The sequence below is a fragment of the Embleya australiensis genome (assembly GCF_051903075.1).
In the GTDB taxonomy this organism is placed as follows: Bacteria; Actinomycetota; Actinomycetes; order Streptomycetales; family Streptomycetaceae; genus Embleya.
This window is the reverse complement of record NZ_CP182423.1, coordinates 4,036,749-4,051,453: the sequence shown is the minus strand read 5'-3', so window position 1 is coordinate 4,051,453 and position 14,705 is coordinate 4,036,749. Positions and strand designations below refer to the sequence as shown.

The following is a 14,705-nucleotide window of genomic DNA, read 5'->3' as shown; positions in this document are numbered from 1 at the left end:
GATGTTCGTCCGCACCACGTGGCAACGCCACTTCGCCCACGATCTGGAAGTCGCCTGGCGCGGCTGTACCGGCGACGACGCGCACGAACGCGCACGCACGCTGATGGGCGACAACGGTTGGAACGGCCTGCTCGTGCCGGCCGACGACGGCGGTCTGGGCCTCGGTGGCACCGAGGCCGGATTACTCGCCCAGAGCCTGGGCCGGGCCCTGCTCCCCTTCCAAACCATGGGGTCCGTGCCGGCAAGTCTGGCGCCGGCACACACATGGACCCCACCGCCCGCCGGTGCCGCGGCCCCACCGCGGCCGAGCGTGGCCGTGTGCGCGCCCTCGCATCCCCACGTGATCCGGTCGGACGGCTCACTCGGCTACCTGCTCCACGACGTCCCGGACCTCGTCCTGCTGGCCGACGAGGCGACCGGGGGGCTGCGGACCGTGTCGAGCGGCCGGCTGCGTGCCGACCCGTACGCCGGTCCCGCCGGCCCCCTGTGGGCGGTCGGCCCCCGGGACGAGGCCGCCGGGCAACTCCGGGGCGACGTCGGTTCGTTGTGGGCCATGACGACATGGTTGCGCGGCGCGTACCTGCTCGGGATCGGCGCCACCGCACTGGATGCGGCTCTGACCCGGGCGCGCGAGCGGCGCCAGTTCGGCCGGACCATCGGCCGCAACCAGGCGCTCGCCTTCCCCCTGGCCGCCCAACGCGCCCGCCTTGAAGGGCTGCGTCTGGCGGTACAGGAAGGTCTGCTGGGCCTGGCCGAGGGCATCGACGCCTCGATCGCCCACAAGCGTGCCGAAGCGTTCGTCGACGCGATTCTCGGGCTCGTGCGGGAATGCGTCGACCATGGCCTGCACGTACACGGCGCCGCGGGTCTGGCCGAGGGGCGACTCGCGACCCGGTGCTATCGCCACTTGCTCGCCGAGACGCCCGGCGCCGGCCGACTCGCGGGTGCCGCCGGCACCACCGCACACGTACCCGCGGAGCCGTTGCGATGCCCACGCGTGATCGGCCCGCCCGAACCGGTCGACGTGTCGGCGTCGGCCCGGCTCAGGGTGCCATCCGCAGTCAACGACACCGCTGTTCCCCACCCGCCCGATCTGTGCGTACACCACCTCTTCGAGCGTGCGGCGGCCCGATATCCCGACCGCACGGCACTGAGTTCGGCCACCGGGACGCTGACCTACGCGGAGTTGGACCGTCGCGCCAACCGACTCGCGCACCTCCTGCGAGAGCACGGCGTCGGCCCCGACGACGCCGTCGGAATCTGCCTGGAACGCGGCATCGACACGATCGTGGCCGTCCTCGCCGTCCTCAAGGCCGGTGGCGCCTACGTGCCCCTGGACCCGGAATACCCGGCGGCGCGCCTGTCGTTCCTGCTTCGCGACAGCGCGGTGGTGCTGTTGCTGACGCACGCGTGGATCGGCGACTGGCTGCCGGAGACCTCCGTACCGGTCCTGTTCCTCGACGAGGTTCGGGACCGGCCCGACCGCGCCCTCGATACGCCCCCGGACGACGCGGCCACCGCGGCCCATCTCGCCTACGTGATCTACACATCCGGGTCCACCGGCACCCCCAAAGGCGTCGAGGTCGAACACCGCAACCTGGTCAATCGTCTGCTCTGGGACGCCCGAACGTTCCCGTTGACCGGCGAGGACGCGATCCTGCACCACACGTCCCTCAGCTTCGACATCTCCGTCTGGGAAATCTTCGCGCCGCTGGTCTCCGGCGCCCGTCTGGTCGTGGCGGCACCCAAGGCGTCCCGCGATCCGCACGCCCTGTTGACGGAAGCGGTCGCCGAGGGTGTCACCATCCTCGCCTGCGTCCCCTCGCTCCTCGACGTCCTGATCGAGGAAGACGAGCCCGCGCTCGCCGACATCGCCGGTCTGCGCCGCGTCTTCAGCGGCGGCGAGGCTCTTCCCCCCGTACTGTGCCGGCGCTTTTACGCCGCCAACCCGGGCGTGGAACTGCACAACTTCTACGGCCCCAGCGAGTGCACCATCGACGTCACCCACCGGCACTGCCGACCCGAGGACGGCGAGGGATCGGTGGTACCCATCGGCACACCTATAGACAACGTTCGGGTGTGGGTGCTGGACGCCGACGGGGCGCCCGTACCCGTCGGCTACCCGGGCGAACTCCACGTCGCGGGCGCGTGCGTGGCCCGCGGCTATCGGGCGCGGCCGTCGACGACCGCCGAGCGCTTCGTGCCCGACCCCTTCTCGACGGATTCCCGGGCCACCCTCTACCGCACCGGCGACGTGGTGCGGCTGCGCCGGGACGGAGCCGTGGAGTTTCTCGGCCGGTCCGACCACCAGGTCAAGATCCGCGGGCACCGGATCGAACCCGGCGAGATCCGGGCCGAGTTGGAGGCGCACCCCGATGTGCGCACCGCCCTGCCGAATGTGATCCCCGGGCCGAACGGGATCTCCGGGCGGATCGAGGCCCACGTGGTGATGGCCGACGGCGCCGCGTTCGACGAGGCGCGTCTGTTGGAGCACCTGCGCGAACACCTGCCCACGCAGCTGATTCCGTCGAGGATCGGCGTCATCTCGAAGGTTCCGTTGGACACCAACGGCAAGATCGATCACCGGGCGTTGCCGAACCTCGCCGGTCGCGACATCGACTCGGGCGCGGATCCCGGCGAAACCCCACACGCCCTGGCCACCCTGGCCGCGCGAATCCTGAGCGTGGATCGGGTGGGACCGACCGACGACTTCTTCGCCGCGGGAGGCACATCCCTGGACGCGGCCCGCTTCGTCTCCCGGGCACGCCGCGAACTCGGCCTGGACATCGACGTGGAGACTTTTCTCGCGCAGCCCACGATCGCGGCGTTGATAGCGCGCTCGGCGAGTGCAGGCACCGAAACCGGCGCGCGCACGGATGTGGACACCGGCGCGGACGCGGAACCGGGAACGGAATCGCGGCCGACGCCGGAGGGGAGGGTCACCGATGTCTGAGCCCGCCTCGTGGCTGCTGCCCACGCCCGACCCGGGGCCGAACTGTCGCGTGCTCCTGTTCTGTTTCCCACCCGCCGGCGGCGGAGCCGGGGAGTACCGCTCGTGGGCCGCGGACCTGGGTCCGGAGATTCGGGTCTGCCCCGTCGTACCTCCCGGCCGAGACACCAGATCCGGTGAACCCCCGCTGACGGACCCGGACTCGTTGATCGCGGGCGCGGCCCGGGGACTGGCCGAGCGACTCGACGCCGCGCCCCAACGGCCCTACGCCCTCTTCGGACACAGCCTGGGCGCGATCATCGCGTACGAGACGGCCAGAACACTGAACGCCGCCGGCCGTCCACCGGTGATGTTGGTGGCGTCCGGGAGCGAACCGCCCTCGCGGGTGGCCGAGTCCGCCCGCGCCCGCCACTTGCTCCCCGATCCGGAGTTCCTGGCCGAGGTGAGCCGGCTCGGCGGCGACTCCGCAGCCGGGGCGCACGCACCCGAACTGATGCGCGCACTGCTGCCGCGACTGCGCGCCGACTACACGATCGCCGAGACCTACACCCATCGGCCCGGCGCGCCGCTGACCTGCCCGATCACCGTGTACACGGGAGACCGGGACGACTCCCTGCGCCCAGAACTCCTCACGGAATGGGAGCGGCTCAGCACGGAGGCGCCGACGACCGTGCGACGCTTCCCCGGCGGACACGCCTACCTCGACGACGCTCGCCCCTACCTCCTGCGCGCGCTGCGCAAGGACCTCGATACGGCACTGAACAAAGGGTGAAGGCGTATCCGATCGGCCACCACCCTGCCCGACCGCGAGCGCAGCGAACGATGCCTTCATCCGGGCCGCCGAGCCGTGGGATACGTGCCACCCCCTGCCGCGGGCTGCGCAGGGGGGCACGGGCCGTCAGTGAAGCAGACGGAAGAACCCGCGCACCTGCTCGACCAGCGACTCCGGTTGCTCCAGCGCGGCGAAGTGGCCACCATGCGGCAGTTCCTCGATCCACCGCAGGTCGGTGAATCGCAGCTCGGCCTCCCGCCTCGACGGGTGGGTGATGTCGCGCGGGTAGATCGACAGCCTCGATGGCGCGGTCACCTTGTCGCGGAAGTTGGCGAAGCTCTCCGGCAACGTGTGGCTGCGGGTCAGGCCCAACGGACCGAATTCCCCTACACCCACGATGCTCCGGTGATCACTCCCATCGATGGGAAGTACCGGGTCACGGAGCCGAGAACCCGCTCGCCTCACAACGGGCGAGCGGACATCGGAGAAGCCGACAACCCGCAGGACGCCGTCGCCTTGGTCGTCGCTCATCTGCCCCCGGAGTACGGCCCGGCAGTCGTCGGGACCGCCCACGACTTCGACGGATCGGATGCCATGTAACACGTCGCCGGGTTGTGGAGCGAGGCCCGGCCCGGATCACGCACGACCACCGCCACGCGCGGAGCTACGCACGCCTCGTCCCACTGGCCGAGAGCCTGAACTCGTTTGCACGAGACGCCCGTTCGCTCTCGACACCCATCACGTCACGAAAGACGGCTCCCGACACGTCGCGGTTGCCCCACATTCGCCCGCACGGGAGTTCGCATGTGTCGACAGCCGTCGAATCGTTGGACCCCGCGCCTGCCGGGGCTGAAGTATCGACCCGGGCGGGCCTCCCGCTCGGTGGAACGGCCGCCGCGGAGCGGTTGCGACACGGTGGCTATCCCTAGGAACGGGAAGGGCTCTCATGCGTCTTCCCCGATGGCTCGCATCGGTCGTCCCGGCCGCCGTCGCGGACGTGGCCTTGGCTACCGCCGCCCCGACGGCGACGTGACGGGGCGGGGACCGCCGTCCGCCCCGCATCCCCGCTGCCACCGTCGGACTGTTGACGGGGCGGCAGCCCCGTATGTGCGCGCCGGCCGACGGTGCTTGTGAGGCGGCACACGAAGAAAAGGAGAAATGGTGAAGTTACGGATAACCCGCGTGGGGAAGGCCCTGGGGGCCGCGTTGACCACCGTACTGCTCGCGGTCACCCTCACCGTGGTGGGTGCGCCTGCGGCCCATGCCGCGTCACTGGGCTGCGTTACGTTGAACGGCGCCGGTTCCGACCCGTGCACCCATCAGACCAGCATCGAAATCAATCTGACCAGCACCTCCTACAGCGCGAACGGATCCCGCCACGACTGGTGGGGGCCCTTCACGGTCCTGCGGATGCAAAAGGACAACAACCTCGTTCTGTACTGCCAGAGCGGAGGACGGATCGGCAGGGCGGTCTGGGCCTCCAACACCGTGGGCGCGAACTACGACGCCGGGGTGACCTTCGGGGGCCTGGGTCATGTGAAGGTGTGGCGGACCAATTGGCGGACCAACCCCGCGAACCCGGGGGCGCCGCCGTTCCTCGCCACCTCGAACGTCTGGGATTCCAACACCGACACGGGCGGCGCCGGCGCCCAACTCCTCGTCCAGGCGGACGGCAACCTCGTCATCTGGAACACCACGTTCGAGCGCGCGATGTGGGCGTCGAACACCTACCACGCCTGCGGAAACGGGGACCAGAACTACTGGGTCGGATACCGGTGATCCGTCCCCACGAGTATGCCGCACGGTGACTGGACCGGACGCCGACGACCACCGGCGGCACACACGACTCGCCGTCGGAGGCCCTGAACGCCCCCTCGAACACGCCCTGTCCAAGCAGCACCCAGACTGAACGACACCCGAGGCCCGGGCCGAAGACCACCGACCCGGGCCTCGCACCCGCCCACCGTGCGCCGCGCCGGGCGGTTTCGTCCCGGACATCGGCAATCAGCGCCGCGATGCTCAGTTGCCGGAACCGCACGCGGGTGACCAAGAGATGAACGTAGAGCTCGGATTCTCGGGCGGGCGGAACGAACTCCGGTGCCTGATCGGTCAGCACGCATGCACCCGTGATGCGGATGATCAGATCCCGGCGGATCCGGGTCTGCCCGGCTTGGGATCGGCGGCCTGACGTTGACGCTCGACCGTGATCCACGGGTGGCGGCTCGGCGGAGCGGGCGCCGCGGCCGATGTGGCGCAACGCCGGCGGTACGAAGGAGCGGTTGCTCGCGCGGGCGCTGTGGTCGACAGGGGCCGGCGACTCGCCGTGCCCGGTCGGATGCGCCGACCGGCGTGCCCCGACCGTGATCGCCACGTCACATCAAGATCGGCACCCTCGGGTGACCTCGGCCGCCGACGAACGGCGCCTCGGCCTCGCCTATTTCTCCCTTGGGCGCGGACCCCTTCGGCCCGGCGTCACACGGATCTCGCCTCGGTCGCCTTCAGGCGGTGGCCGACGGGATCTCGTCCGCCGGCGCGAGGCCCGGGGAGGCCGCCGCGGTGGGCCGGTTCGCCACCTTGAACTTCAGGTGCAGTACCCGGTCGCCCTGGATGACCACGTGCGGGTCCTCCAGCAGGTGCTGTCCGTCGATCCCGCCGAAGTAGCGCACGCCCGAACCGAACACCACCGGGACCACATCCATCGCCACCTCGTCCACGAGGCCCGCCGCGAGGATCTCGGCGCCCGCCTCGCCGGCGTTGACCGCGACGATCCGATCTCCGGCGAGTTCTCGGGCCTTGCCGATCGCGGCCTCCGCGCCGGCGACGAAATGGTACGAGGCCTCGGGGTGCCATCCCTCGGGCTTGGGCCGGTGCGACACCACAACCACGTGATCGCCCGCGGGCGGCCTGCCCTCCCAGCCGTTCACCTGGTCGAACAGCTTGCGACCCATCACGATCGTGCCGATCGACGCCCACATCGACCGGACGTAGTCCGCCGATGCCTGCGAGACCCTGATGCCGCCGCCGGTCCCGGCATGGTCGTACTGCTCCTCCCCGCCGCCGAGGATCGGCACGTCCCCGCTGAAGTACCACTCGTGCAGGGGCTCGACATCGCCCTTCTCATCGGCGATGAAGCCGTCCACCGACACCACGCTGTGCATGATCACCTTGCCCATGCGTCCTCCTCGGAACGTTCCCGCCGTGTGTGTTCTCTCGTGATGATCCTTTCGCCCCGGGAGGTCGAGGGCATGTAAAAAATCAATCGACGGGCATCGGGCCCAGTTCCCCGGGGCCTCTGCCCACGGCGGGGAATCGGCGCAGCAGGGCCGCGTACCCCGTCGGCGTGTGGCCGGTGAAGTCCTTGAACTCCCTGCTGAAGTGGGCCTGGTCGAAGTAGCCGGCGGTGTGCGCGAGCGTCGCCCAGTCGACCGGGCGCAGGGGGTCCACGGACACGATCAGCCGGGCGAACCGGTAGATCCGCGCCACCCGCTTGGGGGTGACGCCGACGTGGGCCTTGAACAGGTTCGCCAGGTGATTGCCGCTCACCCCGGCGGCATCGGCCAACGTACCGACCGGGATCGTGCCGTGCGAGGACTCCAGCCGCCGGCCCGTGTACCGGACCACGTCGAGGCCACGTGCCGGCGACCGGGCGAGTCGCGACCACAACTCCTCTTCCAGCACCCGCAAAGCCTCGGCCGCCGGCACGGCGTCGCCCACGCGGTCGCGGATCCGGTCCACGGAGCGTCGCCAGCCGGCGTCGACCGGTACCCACCGGTTGCGCAGCTCGGCCGCCGGCACCCCGGCGAACGGCGACATGCCCCAGGGTTTGAAGTGCACCCCCATCAGCCGTACCCGCGAGGGGTACTCGAACCGGAAGCGCCTGGTCCACACACCCATGAACCATCCGTCGGCGAACACCGCCGGAGGCACCGAGTCGTCGGAGTCCCACAGCCGGACGGGCCCGCCCAGATGAAGGAACAGGTGCGCCGACGGCATCGGCGGGACGTTCATCAGCCGGTGGTCCGGCACACCGCTGAGACAGTAGATGTCGTCGATGAACCGGTCGAGCGGTGGGGCGGGAACCCGGCCGATGTATTCCATGATCCCAGTGTGGCCCGTCGTCGTGGACTCGGCGTCGGGCCGTCCCGATGTGTAGTCGGCCGTGTACCGGGTCGGGCGCCCGGGCGGGCGGTGTTGCCCGGGGCCTAGCTAGTTCTGCTGCGGTGCCAGGGTGCGCAGGACGTCGAACTCGTTACCCTCGGGGTCGGCCATGACCACCCAGTCGCGGTCTGCGCCCTGGCCCACATCCGCCGTGGTGGCGCCGAGGCCGAGCAGCCTGGTCGCTTCGTCCTCGGTGCTGCCGTCGATCGGGCTGACGTCGAGGTGAAGCCGGTTCTTGAGGGTCTTGCCCTCGGGCACTCGGATGAACTGCAGGGTGGGCGGCATCTGGCGTGCCCGCACATCCTCCACGGTCGGCACCCGGTCGGCGCGGCGATCCGAAAAGGGCTCAGCCCTGCCGAGGCAAGGACGCGGTTGCGTGCGCAGGCTCGTCCAGCGGGTGCACAGCGACGGAAATCTTGCCGCGCGGGCGCCGGCGGCCTCCGCCGGCCGAGCCGCCTTCCAACAGCGCGTGCGCCTTCGCGATGTCGGCCAGCGGCAGCACGGCGCCGATCACCGGTCGCAGTTCTCCCCGGTCGACCAATCGGCCGATCGCCTCCAGCTTCGCCCGGCCGGGGCTGACGAAGACGAAGTGGTAGGTCGCGTTCACGCCCCACGCGGCGAGCAGGTTCTGGGGTTCGGGGATGTCCACGATGGATACCACGCGGCCTCGGTCGGCGAGGACCTCCGGACTGCGGGTGAGGGTGTCCCCGCCCACGGTGTCCAGTACGACGTCCACTCCGCCCGTCGCACGGACCTGCGGCACGTAGTCACCGGTCGAGAAGTCGATCGCGAGGTCGGCGCCCAGTTCGGTGACGAACTCGTGATCCCTGCCCCGCGCGGTGGTCACCACCTCGGCCCCGAGCGCGCCGGCGACCTGGACGGCGACCGTGCCGACCCCGCCCGCTCCGCCATGCACCAGGACCCGCTCTCCCGCCCGTACCCCGGCGCGTTCGACCAGCGCCTCCCACACCGTCACGCCCACAAGCGCGAGACCGGCGGCCTCGACGTGCGACAGGCGCGCGGGCTTGCGGGCGACCAGTGCCTGGTCGACCACGTGGAACTCGGCATAGGTTCCCTGCCCGACGAACACCGGCGCCAGGTACCAGACCTCGTCGCCGGGTTGGAAGTCGTCCGCCCCGAGGCCGGTTTCGACCACCACGCCGGACACGTCGTTGCCGATCACGGCAGGCAGCGCCACCTGGTCCCGGTAGTCGCCGCGCCGGGTCTGCAGGTCGAGGGGGTTCACGGACGTGGCCATCACACGCACCAGAACCTGGCCGGGCCCCGGAGTGGGTCTTGGCAACTCGCGGGCGGCGAACGCGGTGTCCGCGGCACCGAAGCGGACGAGCTCCATCACACGCATCGAAGTCGACATGCGGCAACCATAGATCGACATATTGCAAATCGTCAATATGAGCCTGAGCTACGATGAACGTGTGTTCTCGGAGGCGGAGTTGCTGACTGTGTTCCGGGCCCTGTCCAATCCGGCCCGCCGCCAGATGCTGGTGTGGCTCAAGGAGCCGATGGACTTCCCGGGCCAGGAACTCGACGACGTCGAGATCGGTGTCTGCGTGACCGACATCCAGCAGCGCGCAGGCCTGAGCCAGCCAACCACCTCGCAGTACCTCACGATGTTGCGGCAGGCAGGGCTGGTGATCGCCACACGTCGAGGCAAGTGGACCTACTACCGCCGCGACGAAGCGAACATCGCCCGCCTCTTGGAGACCCTTCGCGGCGTCTTCTGAAGCGCGTCGCGGAAAGGCCGTAGGCCCGGCCGGGGACGGCCGCGGTGTGTGCCTCCGGCGGACCGAGTCCTGCCGGCACCCCTCCACCATCGGACCACCATCACGCGGTCCAAGCCATCGCCGTCCTCCACACGCCTCGGCCGCATGGCCCACAACGTCACAGAGCCCGGCTTCTGATGACGGTGCGCAGGTTGTCGCGCGATCTTCAACAGCCCGCTCTGCTACGCCCGAGCCGTTTCCCGCGCCAGGCCTCGGCCGGCTTCGGAGAACGCTTCGAGGAGCAGGCGGCGTCGGCGACCAAGGGGGCGGACGAGCGGGGACGGACGACGGGAGGCCTGACGGTGCCGCTAGCGTGGCCGCATGGAGCGCGGCCCGCTGGACGAATGGCAAGCAGTGCGTCGCGTCGTCGACGGTGTTCGGCGCGACGGCGCGTTCGAGGCGCGGACCTCCACGAAGGCCCTCGCGGCCATTGCCGGCTGCACGGTGCCGTTGCTCGCGGCGATGGCGGGGTCGTTCGCGAGTCCGAATCCGGACATGCCGAAGGTGCTCGTCCCGGTTGTGGCGGTGCTGCTGGTGCCCGTCGTCGTGTGGATCGTCCGGCTGGTCGTGCCGCGCGTGCGGCTGCGGGTCGACGCGGACGGCATCGCGGTCCGCGGGCGGCGCGTCGTGGCGTGGGAGGACGTGACCGAGTTCCGCACCGGGATCGCCGCGGGGCGGGCACCGCAAAGCTACGTGCTGGTCGAACGCGCCGGCGCCGCCGGCCCGCTGCCACCCGTGAAGCTGCCGATTCTGCTCGACGTCGACACGGCGATTCTGCGCGCCGCACTCAACACCCTCCTCGTCGAGCAGCGCGAAGGAACACAGCCCGGCCCCGGACCCGTCCGGCCGCGCCCGAGCCGGCCCTGACGCGGCCCACGGCCCTACCCGCGGTGGTTCCGCCAGGCCGCGATCTCCGGCTCGGGCGGGCGCCGACGCGGCAGCGCGGCTGTGTCCGACGGCCGCGGCCCGTTCGTGTCGACCACCGCCCACGTCGGCGATCCGCGGCACTCCGCCGTGCCGCGGCGGCGGCGCCACGATCCCGTGCGCCATCCGCAGCCGGGGCGTCGTTGCTCGGCCCCGGCCGAGAAAGATCGCCGTACACAGGCGGAATCGGGGTGTGGGCAGGCGCTTCACCTTGTCCAGTCCGCGACAACGTGCAACCCTGGGGTTGCGTCACGCTGGTGGCGATGAAAGGAGTCCCCGTGAGTGTGGACCGGATCGAACGCGAAACCCTGATCGAGGCATCCCTGGAGCGGGTCTGGTCGTTGGTGGCCCAGCCCGGATTCTGGGTGGCCGACAAGGCGAGTCTGCCCGGCACAGTGGCCAGGGAAGGCGAGGAGATGGTGGCGAAGAACCCGGAGTACGGCGACTTCCCGGTGCGCGTGGTGAAGGTCGATCCGCCGACCTATCTGGCCTATCGCTGGGCCAGCGCGTTCCCCGGCGAGGCATTGCGCGAGGACAACAGCACCCTCGTGGAGTTCATGCTGACGGCGGAAGGCGGCAGGACGCGGCTGCGCGTGGTCGAGAGCGGGTTCGCCGCGCTGACCGGATCCGAGAAGCTGCGCGGCAAGGCGGTCGAGGACAACACCGGCGGGTGGTACCAGGAACTCACCGCACTCAAGACGCGCGCCGAGCAGTTCTCGGTGTGACCGACGAACCCTGCGGCGCCGTCGAGGCTGTCGACACCGTCCTCGCGGCTCTGGCCCACCCGACGCGACGCCGGCTGCTCGAAGTGCTCGCCGCTCGGGGCGAGGCCACCGCGACAACGCTCGCCGAAGATCTTCCCGTCTCCCGTCAGGCCGTGGTCAAACACCTCGCCGTCCTGGACGCAGCCGGGCTGGTGAGCGGCGGCCGCATCGGGCGCGAGGTGCGCTACGCGGTGCGGCCGGCGGCGCTCGATGCGACGGCGCGGTGGATGGCCTCGCTCGCCGCCGACTGGGACCGGCGCCTGACCCACATCAAGCAGGTCGCCGAAGCGGCGGAGCGGGAATCGCAAGGACCGGACCAGCCGTGATGGGAACCCGTAACGAGTCACGCCCACCGGCGTGACCCCGAAGAGGAGCATGATCATGTCCACGGAGAACCGACACCTGACACACGCCCCTGCCGCATACGCCTGCATGATGGTGCGCAGGCCCGCGACGGAGGCGTTCCAGGCCTTTGCCGATCCGGCCGTCACGACCCGGTTCTGGTACAGCAAGAGCAGCGGGCCCATGGTGACGGGGGCCGAGGTGCGCTGGGAGTGGGAGACCTACGGGGCATCAGCCGACGTCCGTGTCCAAGAGGTGCAGGAGGGACGTCTGATCCGGTTCGAGTGGGGCAACTACGAGCAACCGACCACGGTCGAGCTGAAGTTCACCCCCCACACGGAACAGGTCACCTTCGTCGAGGCGACCGAGACCGGCTTCCAGGGCTCGGGGGACGACACCGTCCGCTGGGTCAACGACACCGTCGGCGGCTTCGCCACCGCTCTGTGCGCGATGAAGGCCCTGCTCGAACACGGCATCGAGCTCAACGCCGTTCCCGACCACCACCCGACCTGACCACCACCCGGGCCCGCAGCCGACGACGCGTTCGTCGATGGTTGGCAGCGAGCACAGCGGCGCAGGCCGGACTCGATGCACTCCATCCGGCCCGTCGTGGAAGACCCCCGCAGACGGCCGATCCCAAGTCGACCCCACATGCGCGGGGATTGCTTTCGTGGCGGCTTGGGGTCGGTCGTGCCGACGGGTGAGGAGCGACCGGCCGGCCCCGGGTCGGCGCGCCGCCCTCGCCCGCCCCGAATCGGGTTCGCCAATTTGTGCCGCAACTGGTTCAGACCATTGACCGACCGGAATCACCGTTCCCAGCGTGATGACGCGCCCCCGGCAACGAACGCACGCGACTCGCGCAGGTCGCGCCCGACACGATCCGAACCCGGACCGTGTGGTTCCACGTTCGGATGCGGTATTCGACGTCCCATCGACTCGACGACCAGGCTCCGGCACACGCGCACACGTGCACGCGCGGTTCGACACGCGCGCGGATCGATCCGAGGCCGCGTCCGAACGAGTCTGCCCCGTCCCGGCACGACTTCGTTCACGAGGAGAATTTCGATGCGCGAAATGCGCAAGCGGAACGTCCTGGCCACGCTGAGCGCCTCGGTGCTCGCCCCGCCCTTCCTCCTGCCCGCGCCGTCCGCCTCCGCCCACGGATTCATCTCCGGTCCGGAAAGTCGCTCCGCGTACTGCTACGACGGCACGGTCCAGGATTGCGGCGACATCCAGTGGGAGCCACAGAACGTCGAGGGTCCGAAGGGCTACCCTGCGGGTGGACCGCCCGACGGGCAACTGTGCGCCGGCGCCGACGAACGCTGGGCCCCGCTCGACGACCCGCGCGGCGGCAACTGGCCCACCACCCGGCTCACCTCCGGCTCCAGGTTCGGCTTCACGTGGGAGATCCAGGCCAACCACTCGACCACCTCGTTCCGGTACTACGTCACCAAGCCGACCTGGAACCCCGCCACACCGATCACCCGCGCCCAAATCGAGAGCACCCCGTTCCTGGACGTGCCCTACCACGGCGCCCAGCCCGGCACCCACGAGGTACACACCGGCACCCTGCCCACCGGGCGGACCGGACGAGCGGTGATCTTCGCCGTCTGGACCATCGACGACACCGACAACGCCTTCTACTCCTGCTCCGACGTCACCTTCCGACGCTCGCGCGCCCCCACCCGCGCCCCGGCGGCCGGCTCCACCGGCCGCCGGACCCCCGCGTGGCGGGGATGCTTCTCCACGAGGACTTCGAGGGCCGGACGTTGCGCTCGAAGTGCCCAGGGGCGTTGCAGGCGCGGGTGAGGGCGTTCGGACCGAACCTCGTGACCGTCGTGGGCCGATGCCCCGCTCCCTCGCTCAGGGTTTCCGTCCGAACGGGTCAAACCGACTCGGGCACGGCGGCGTGGATGCGCGGTGACCCAGGCGGTGCCGTCCGGGTCACTTGCCGTGCACGAAACCCCAGTAGTCGGCGACGATCGAGTCGAGTTGGCGGGCGGCCTCGAGGATGCTCTCGGGGTCCTCGCCGTGCTCCAGCCCGTAGGCGATCGTCTCGGCGGACTTGTCGACGAACTCCGGGGACGGTTCGCTTCCCCACCACTCCATGTACTCGATGAGCGGTACGGGTATGTTGCCCAACTTGCGTGCGGCGGAAGCGATTTGGCCGTAGAGCGGGCACCAGACGGCGAGGTCGCTGTGCACGTACAGCGCCACCCCGCCGGGCTTGCCGAGCATGCCCGGCGCGATCAGACCGCCGACGGCGCGGGCCAGGCGTCCGCTGGTGGCGACGGAGAATTCCTCGGGCCGCAGGTCGACCGACCGAGCCGCCTCGGCCAGCAACAGGCGTGCCTGCGCCAGGGTCTGCACGATGAGGGCGAAGAGGTTCAAAGGCGCGTCGTCGTGGTGGCGCGCGACCAGGAGTCCGTAGGTGACCAGTTCGGCCTCCTGGCAGTTGAACTCCGCGATCACTAGACGCTGGAGCAGTTCCTGGTCCACGTCGTCGGCGCGTACGCGTGCGACGGTCTCGTTGCCCTCGATGCAGCGTTCGACATCGGGTCGCATGGTCTCGATCAACTGTTCGGCATTCATCATGGTCCTTTCTGGGGCCGGTGCCCGGCGATGATCCCTTTCGGGAATCTTGACATCGAAAGGAGTCGCCGAGGCCGATCCGTGGATCGATTCCCGGACCGGTCCGAATATGGCGATCTCCTTCGCCGGGGCGGCTACCCGGCCACATCGATACCAATCGACGCCGGACACCCGAGTGCAAGCAATTCGATGCCGAAAGAACGCCTTCCGCTTTTGCTCCGGCGCGAGTCGCCTGCCACGGATTCGATGCGTTCCGCACGCCACGACTGCGCTTGAAACCGCAGGTCAGTGATCAGATCGATATTACATATTTCTCGAAGTGTCGCGCCGGCTTGATTCAGATGATCGAAGCCAAGAAATACGGCACGCGAGTGAAGGGAGTTGCTGGAGAACCGCCAGAGTTGTTCCCGCAGGCTGAT

At 70.0% G+C, this 14,705-nt stretch carries 15 protein-coding genes and 1 pseudogene; 10 read left to right on the top strand and 6 right to left on the bottom strand.

Annotated elements, in window-relative coordinates:
* Position 1 precedes the first annotated feature (1 nt).
* Both ACMXN5_RS48035 and ACMXN5_RS48030 read left to right on the top strand, forming a co-directional pair.
* Positions 2 to 2,953: an amino acid adenylation domain-containing protein gene (locus ACMXN5_RS48035; protein ID WP_439681200.1), complete on the top strand. Its 2,952-nt coding sequence runs from the start codon at positions 2 to 4 to the stop codon at positions 2,951 to 2,953.
* Entirely contained in the window at positions 2,946 to 3,722 is a 777-nt protein-coding gene (locus tag ACMXN5_RS48030) for a thioesterase II family protein (protein ID WP_439681199.1), read from the top strand. The genes ACMXN5_RS48035 and ACMXN5_RS48030 overlap by 8 nt, the downstream gene beginning before the upstream one ends.
* Before the next feature lie 126 nt (positions 3,723 to 3,848).
* Here ACMXN5_RS48030 and ACMXN5_RS48025 read toward each other — a convergent pair whose 3' ends face one another.
* A complete protein-coding gene (locus ACMXN5_RS48025) occupies positions 3,849 to 4,118 on the bottom strand; it encodes a hypothetical protein (RefSeq protein WP_439681198.1) in 270 nt (89 codons plus the stop codon).
* A 9-nt stretch (positions 4,119 to 4,127) separates the two neighbouring features.
* Between ACMXN5_RS48025 and ACMXN5_RS48020 the strand changes: the two genes are divergently transcribed.
* Positions 4,128 to 4,322: a DUF6193 family natural product biosynthesis protein gene (locus tag ACMXN5_RS48020; protein ID WP_439681197.1), complete on the top strand. Its 195-nt coding sequence runs from the start codon at positions 4,128 to 4,130 to the stop codon at positions 4,320 to 4,322.
* A gap of 582 nt (positions 4,323 to 4,904) precedes the next feature.
* On the top strand, positions 4,905 to 5,501 hold the full coding sequence (locus tag ACMXN5_RS48015) for a hypothetical protein (protein ID WP_439681196.1): 597 nt from the start codon (positions 4,905 to 4,907) through the stop codon (positions 5,499 to 5,501).
* 719 nt (positions 5,502 to 6,220) lie between these two features.
* On the opposite strand, the gene ACMXN5_RS48010 is transcribed toward ACMXN5_RS48015, so the two are convergent.
* The 4 genes and pseudogenes from ACMXN5_RS48010 to ACMXN5_RS47995 form a co-directional block, all read right to left on the bottom strand.
* Positions 6,221 to 6,895, bottom strand: coding sequence for a dihydrofolate reductase family protein (locus ACMXN5_RS48010; RefSeq protein WP_439681195.1), 675 nt, complete (start codon positions 6,893 to 6,895; stop codon positions 6,221 to 6,223).
* 82 nt (positions 6,896 to 6,977) lie between these two features.
* Positions 6,978 to 7,820, bottom strand: coding sequence for a helix-turn-helix domain-containing protein (locus ACMXN5_RS48005; protein WP_439681194.1), 843 nt, complete (start codon positions 7,818 to 7,820; stop codon positions 6,978 to 6,980).
* A gap of 108 nt (positions 7,821 to 7,928) precedes the next feature.
* Positions 7,929 to 8,216, bottom strand: a pseudogene (locus ACMXN5_RS48000) (VOC family protein); the annotation flags it as partial.
* Between the two features lie 10 nt (positions 8,217 to 8,226).
* Entirely contained in the window at positions 8,227 to 9,255 is a 1,029-nt protein-coding gene (locus tag ACMXN5_RS47995; RefSeq protein WP_439681193.1) for a zinc-binding dehydrogenase, read from the bottom strand.
* Between the two features lie 61 nt (positions 9,256 to 9,316).
* On the opposite strand from ACMXN5_RS47995, the gene ACMXN5_RS47990 reads away from it, so the two are divergent.
* The 6 genes from ACMXN5_RS47990 to ACMXN5_RS47965 all read left to right on the top strand — a co-directional run bounded on the left by ACMXN5_RS47990 (position 9,317) and on the right by ACMXN5_RS47965 (position 13,503).
* Positions 9,317 to 9,625, top strand: coding sequence for an ArsR/SmtB family transcription factor (locus tag ACMXN5_RS47990; protein ID WP_439681436.1), 309 nt, complete (start codon positions 9,317 to 9,319; stop codon positions 9,623 to 9,625).
* A gap of 360 nt (positions 9,626 to 9,985) precedes the next feature.
* A complete protein-coding gene (locus tag ACMXN5_RS47985; protein WP_439681192.1) occupies positions 9,986 to 10,531 on the top strand; it encodes a hypothetical protein in 546 nt (181 codons plus the stop codon).
* Between the two features lie 335 nt (positions 10,532 to 10,866).
* Positions 10,867 to 11,313 carry an SRPBCC domain-containing protein gene (locus ACMXN5_RS47980; protein ID WP_439681191.1) on the top strand — a complete coding sequence of 149 codons (447 nt, stop codon included), beginning with the start codon at positions 10,867 to 10,869 and terminating at the stop codon, positions 11,311 to 11,313.
* Positions 11,310 to 11,678 (top strand): ArsR/SmtB family transcription factor, encoded by a 369-nt coding sequence (locus ACMXN5_RS47975; protein ID WP_439681190.1) that lies wholly within the window; start codon positions 11,310 to 11,312, stop codon positions 11,676 to 11,678. Before ACMXN5_RS47980 ends, ACMXN5_RS47975 begins: the two co-directional genes overlap by 4 nt.
* A 55-nt stretch (positions 11,679 to 11,733) precedes the next feature.
* The gene (locus ACMXN5_RS47970; RefSeq protein WP_439681189.1) at positions 11,734 to 12,207 is read left to right on the top strand and encodes an SRPBCC family protein; all 474 of its coding nucleotides are present in this window, start codon (positions 11,734 to 11,736) and stop codon (positions 12,205 to 12,207) included.
* Positions 12,208 to 12,759: 552 nt separating this feature from the next.
* Positions 12,760 to 13,503, top strand: coding sequence for a lytic polysaccharide monooxygenase auxiliary activity family 9 protein (locus ACMXN5_RS47965; RefSeq protein ID WP_439681188.1), 744 nt, complete (start codon positions 12,760 to 12,762; stop codon positions 13,501 to 13,503).
* Between the two features lie 135 nt (positions 13,504 to 13,638).
* Here the strand turns inward: ACMXN5_RS47965 and ACMXN5_RS47960 are convergent, their stop codons facing one another.
* Complete coding sequence (locus ACMXN5_RS47960; RefSeq protein WP_439681187.1) at positions 13,639 to 14,289, bottom strand: hypothetical protein; 651 nt, start codon at positions 14,287 to 14,289, stop codon at positions 13,639 to 13,641.
* Positions 14,290 to 14,705: the final 416 nt, after the last annotated feature.

Bases quoted from the DNA above. Each gene is read 5' to 3' on its own strand.
- ACMXN5_RS47995 (WP_439681193.1), bottom strand. From the start codon at position 9,255: ATGTCGACTTCGATGCGTGTGATGGAGCTCGTCCGCTTCGGTGCCGCG.
- ACMXN5_RS47985 (WP_439681192.1), top strand. From the start codon at position 9,986: ATGGAGCGCGGCCCGCTGGACGAATGGCAAGCAGTGCGTCGCGTCGTC.
- ACMXN5_RS47970 (WP_439681189.1), top strand. From the start codon at position 11,734: ATGTCCACGGAGAACCGACACCTGACACACGCCCCTGCCGCATACGCC.
- ACMXN5_RS47965 (WP_439681188.1), top strand. From the start codon at position 12,760: ATGCGCGAAATGCGCAAGCGGAACGTCCTGGCCACGCTGAGCGCCTCG.
- ACMXN5_RS48005 (WP_439681194.1), bottom strand. From the start codon at position 7,820: ATGGAATACATCGGCCGGGTTCCCGCCCCACCGCTCGACCGGTTCATC.
- ACMXN5_RS48030 (WP_439681199.1), top strand. From the start codon at position 2,946: ATGTCTGAGCCCGCCTCGTGGCTGCTGCCCACGCCCGACCCGGGGCCG.
- ACMXN5_RS47960 (WP_439681187.1), bottom strand. From the start codon at position 14,289: ATGATGAATGCCGAACAGTTGATCGAGACCATGCGACCCGATGTCGAA.
- ACMXN5_RS48010 (WP_439681195.1), bottom strand. From the start codon at position 6,895: ATGGGCAAGGTGATCATGCACAGCGTGGTGTCGGTGGACGGCTTCATC.
- ACMXN5_RS48035 (WP_439681200.1), top strand. From the start codon at position 2: ATGTTCGTCCGCACCACGTGGCAACGCCACTTCGCCCACGATCTGGAA.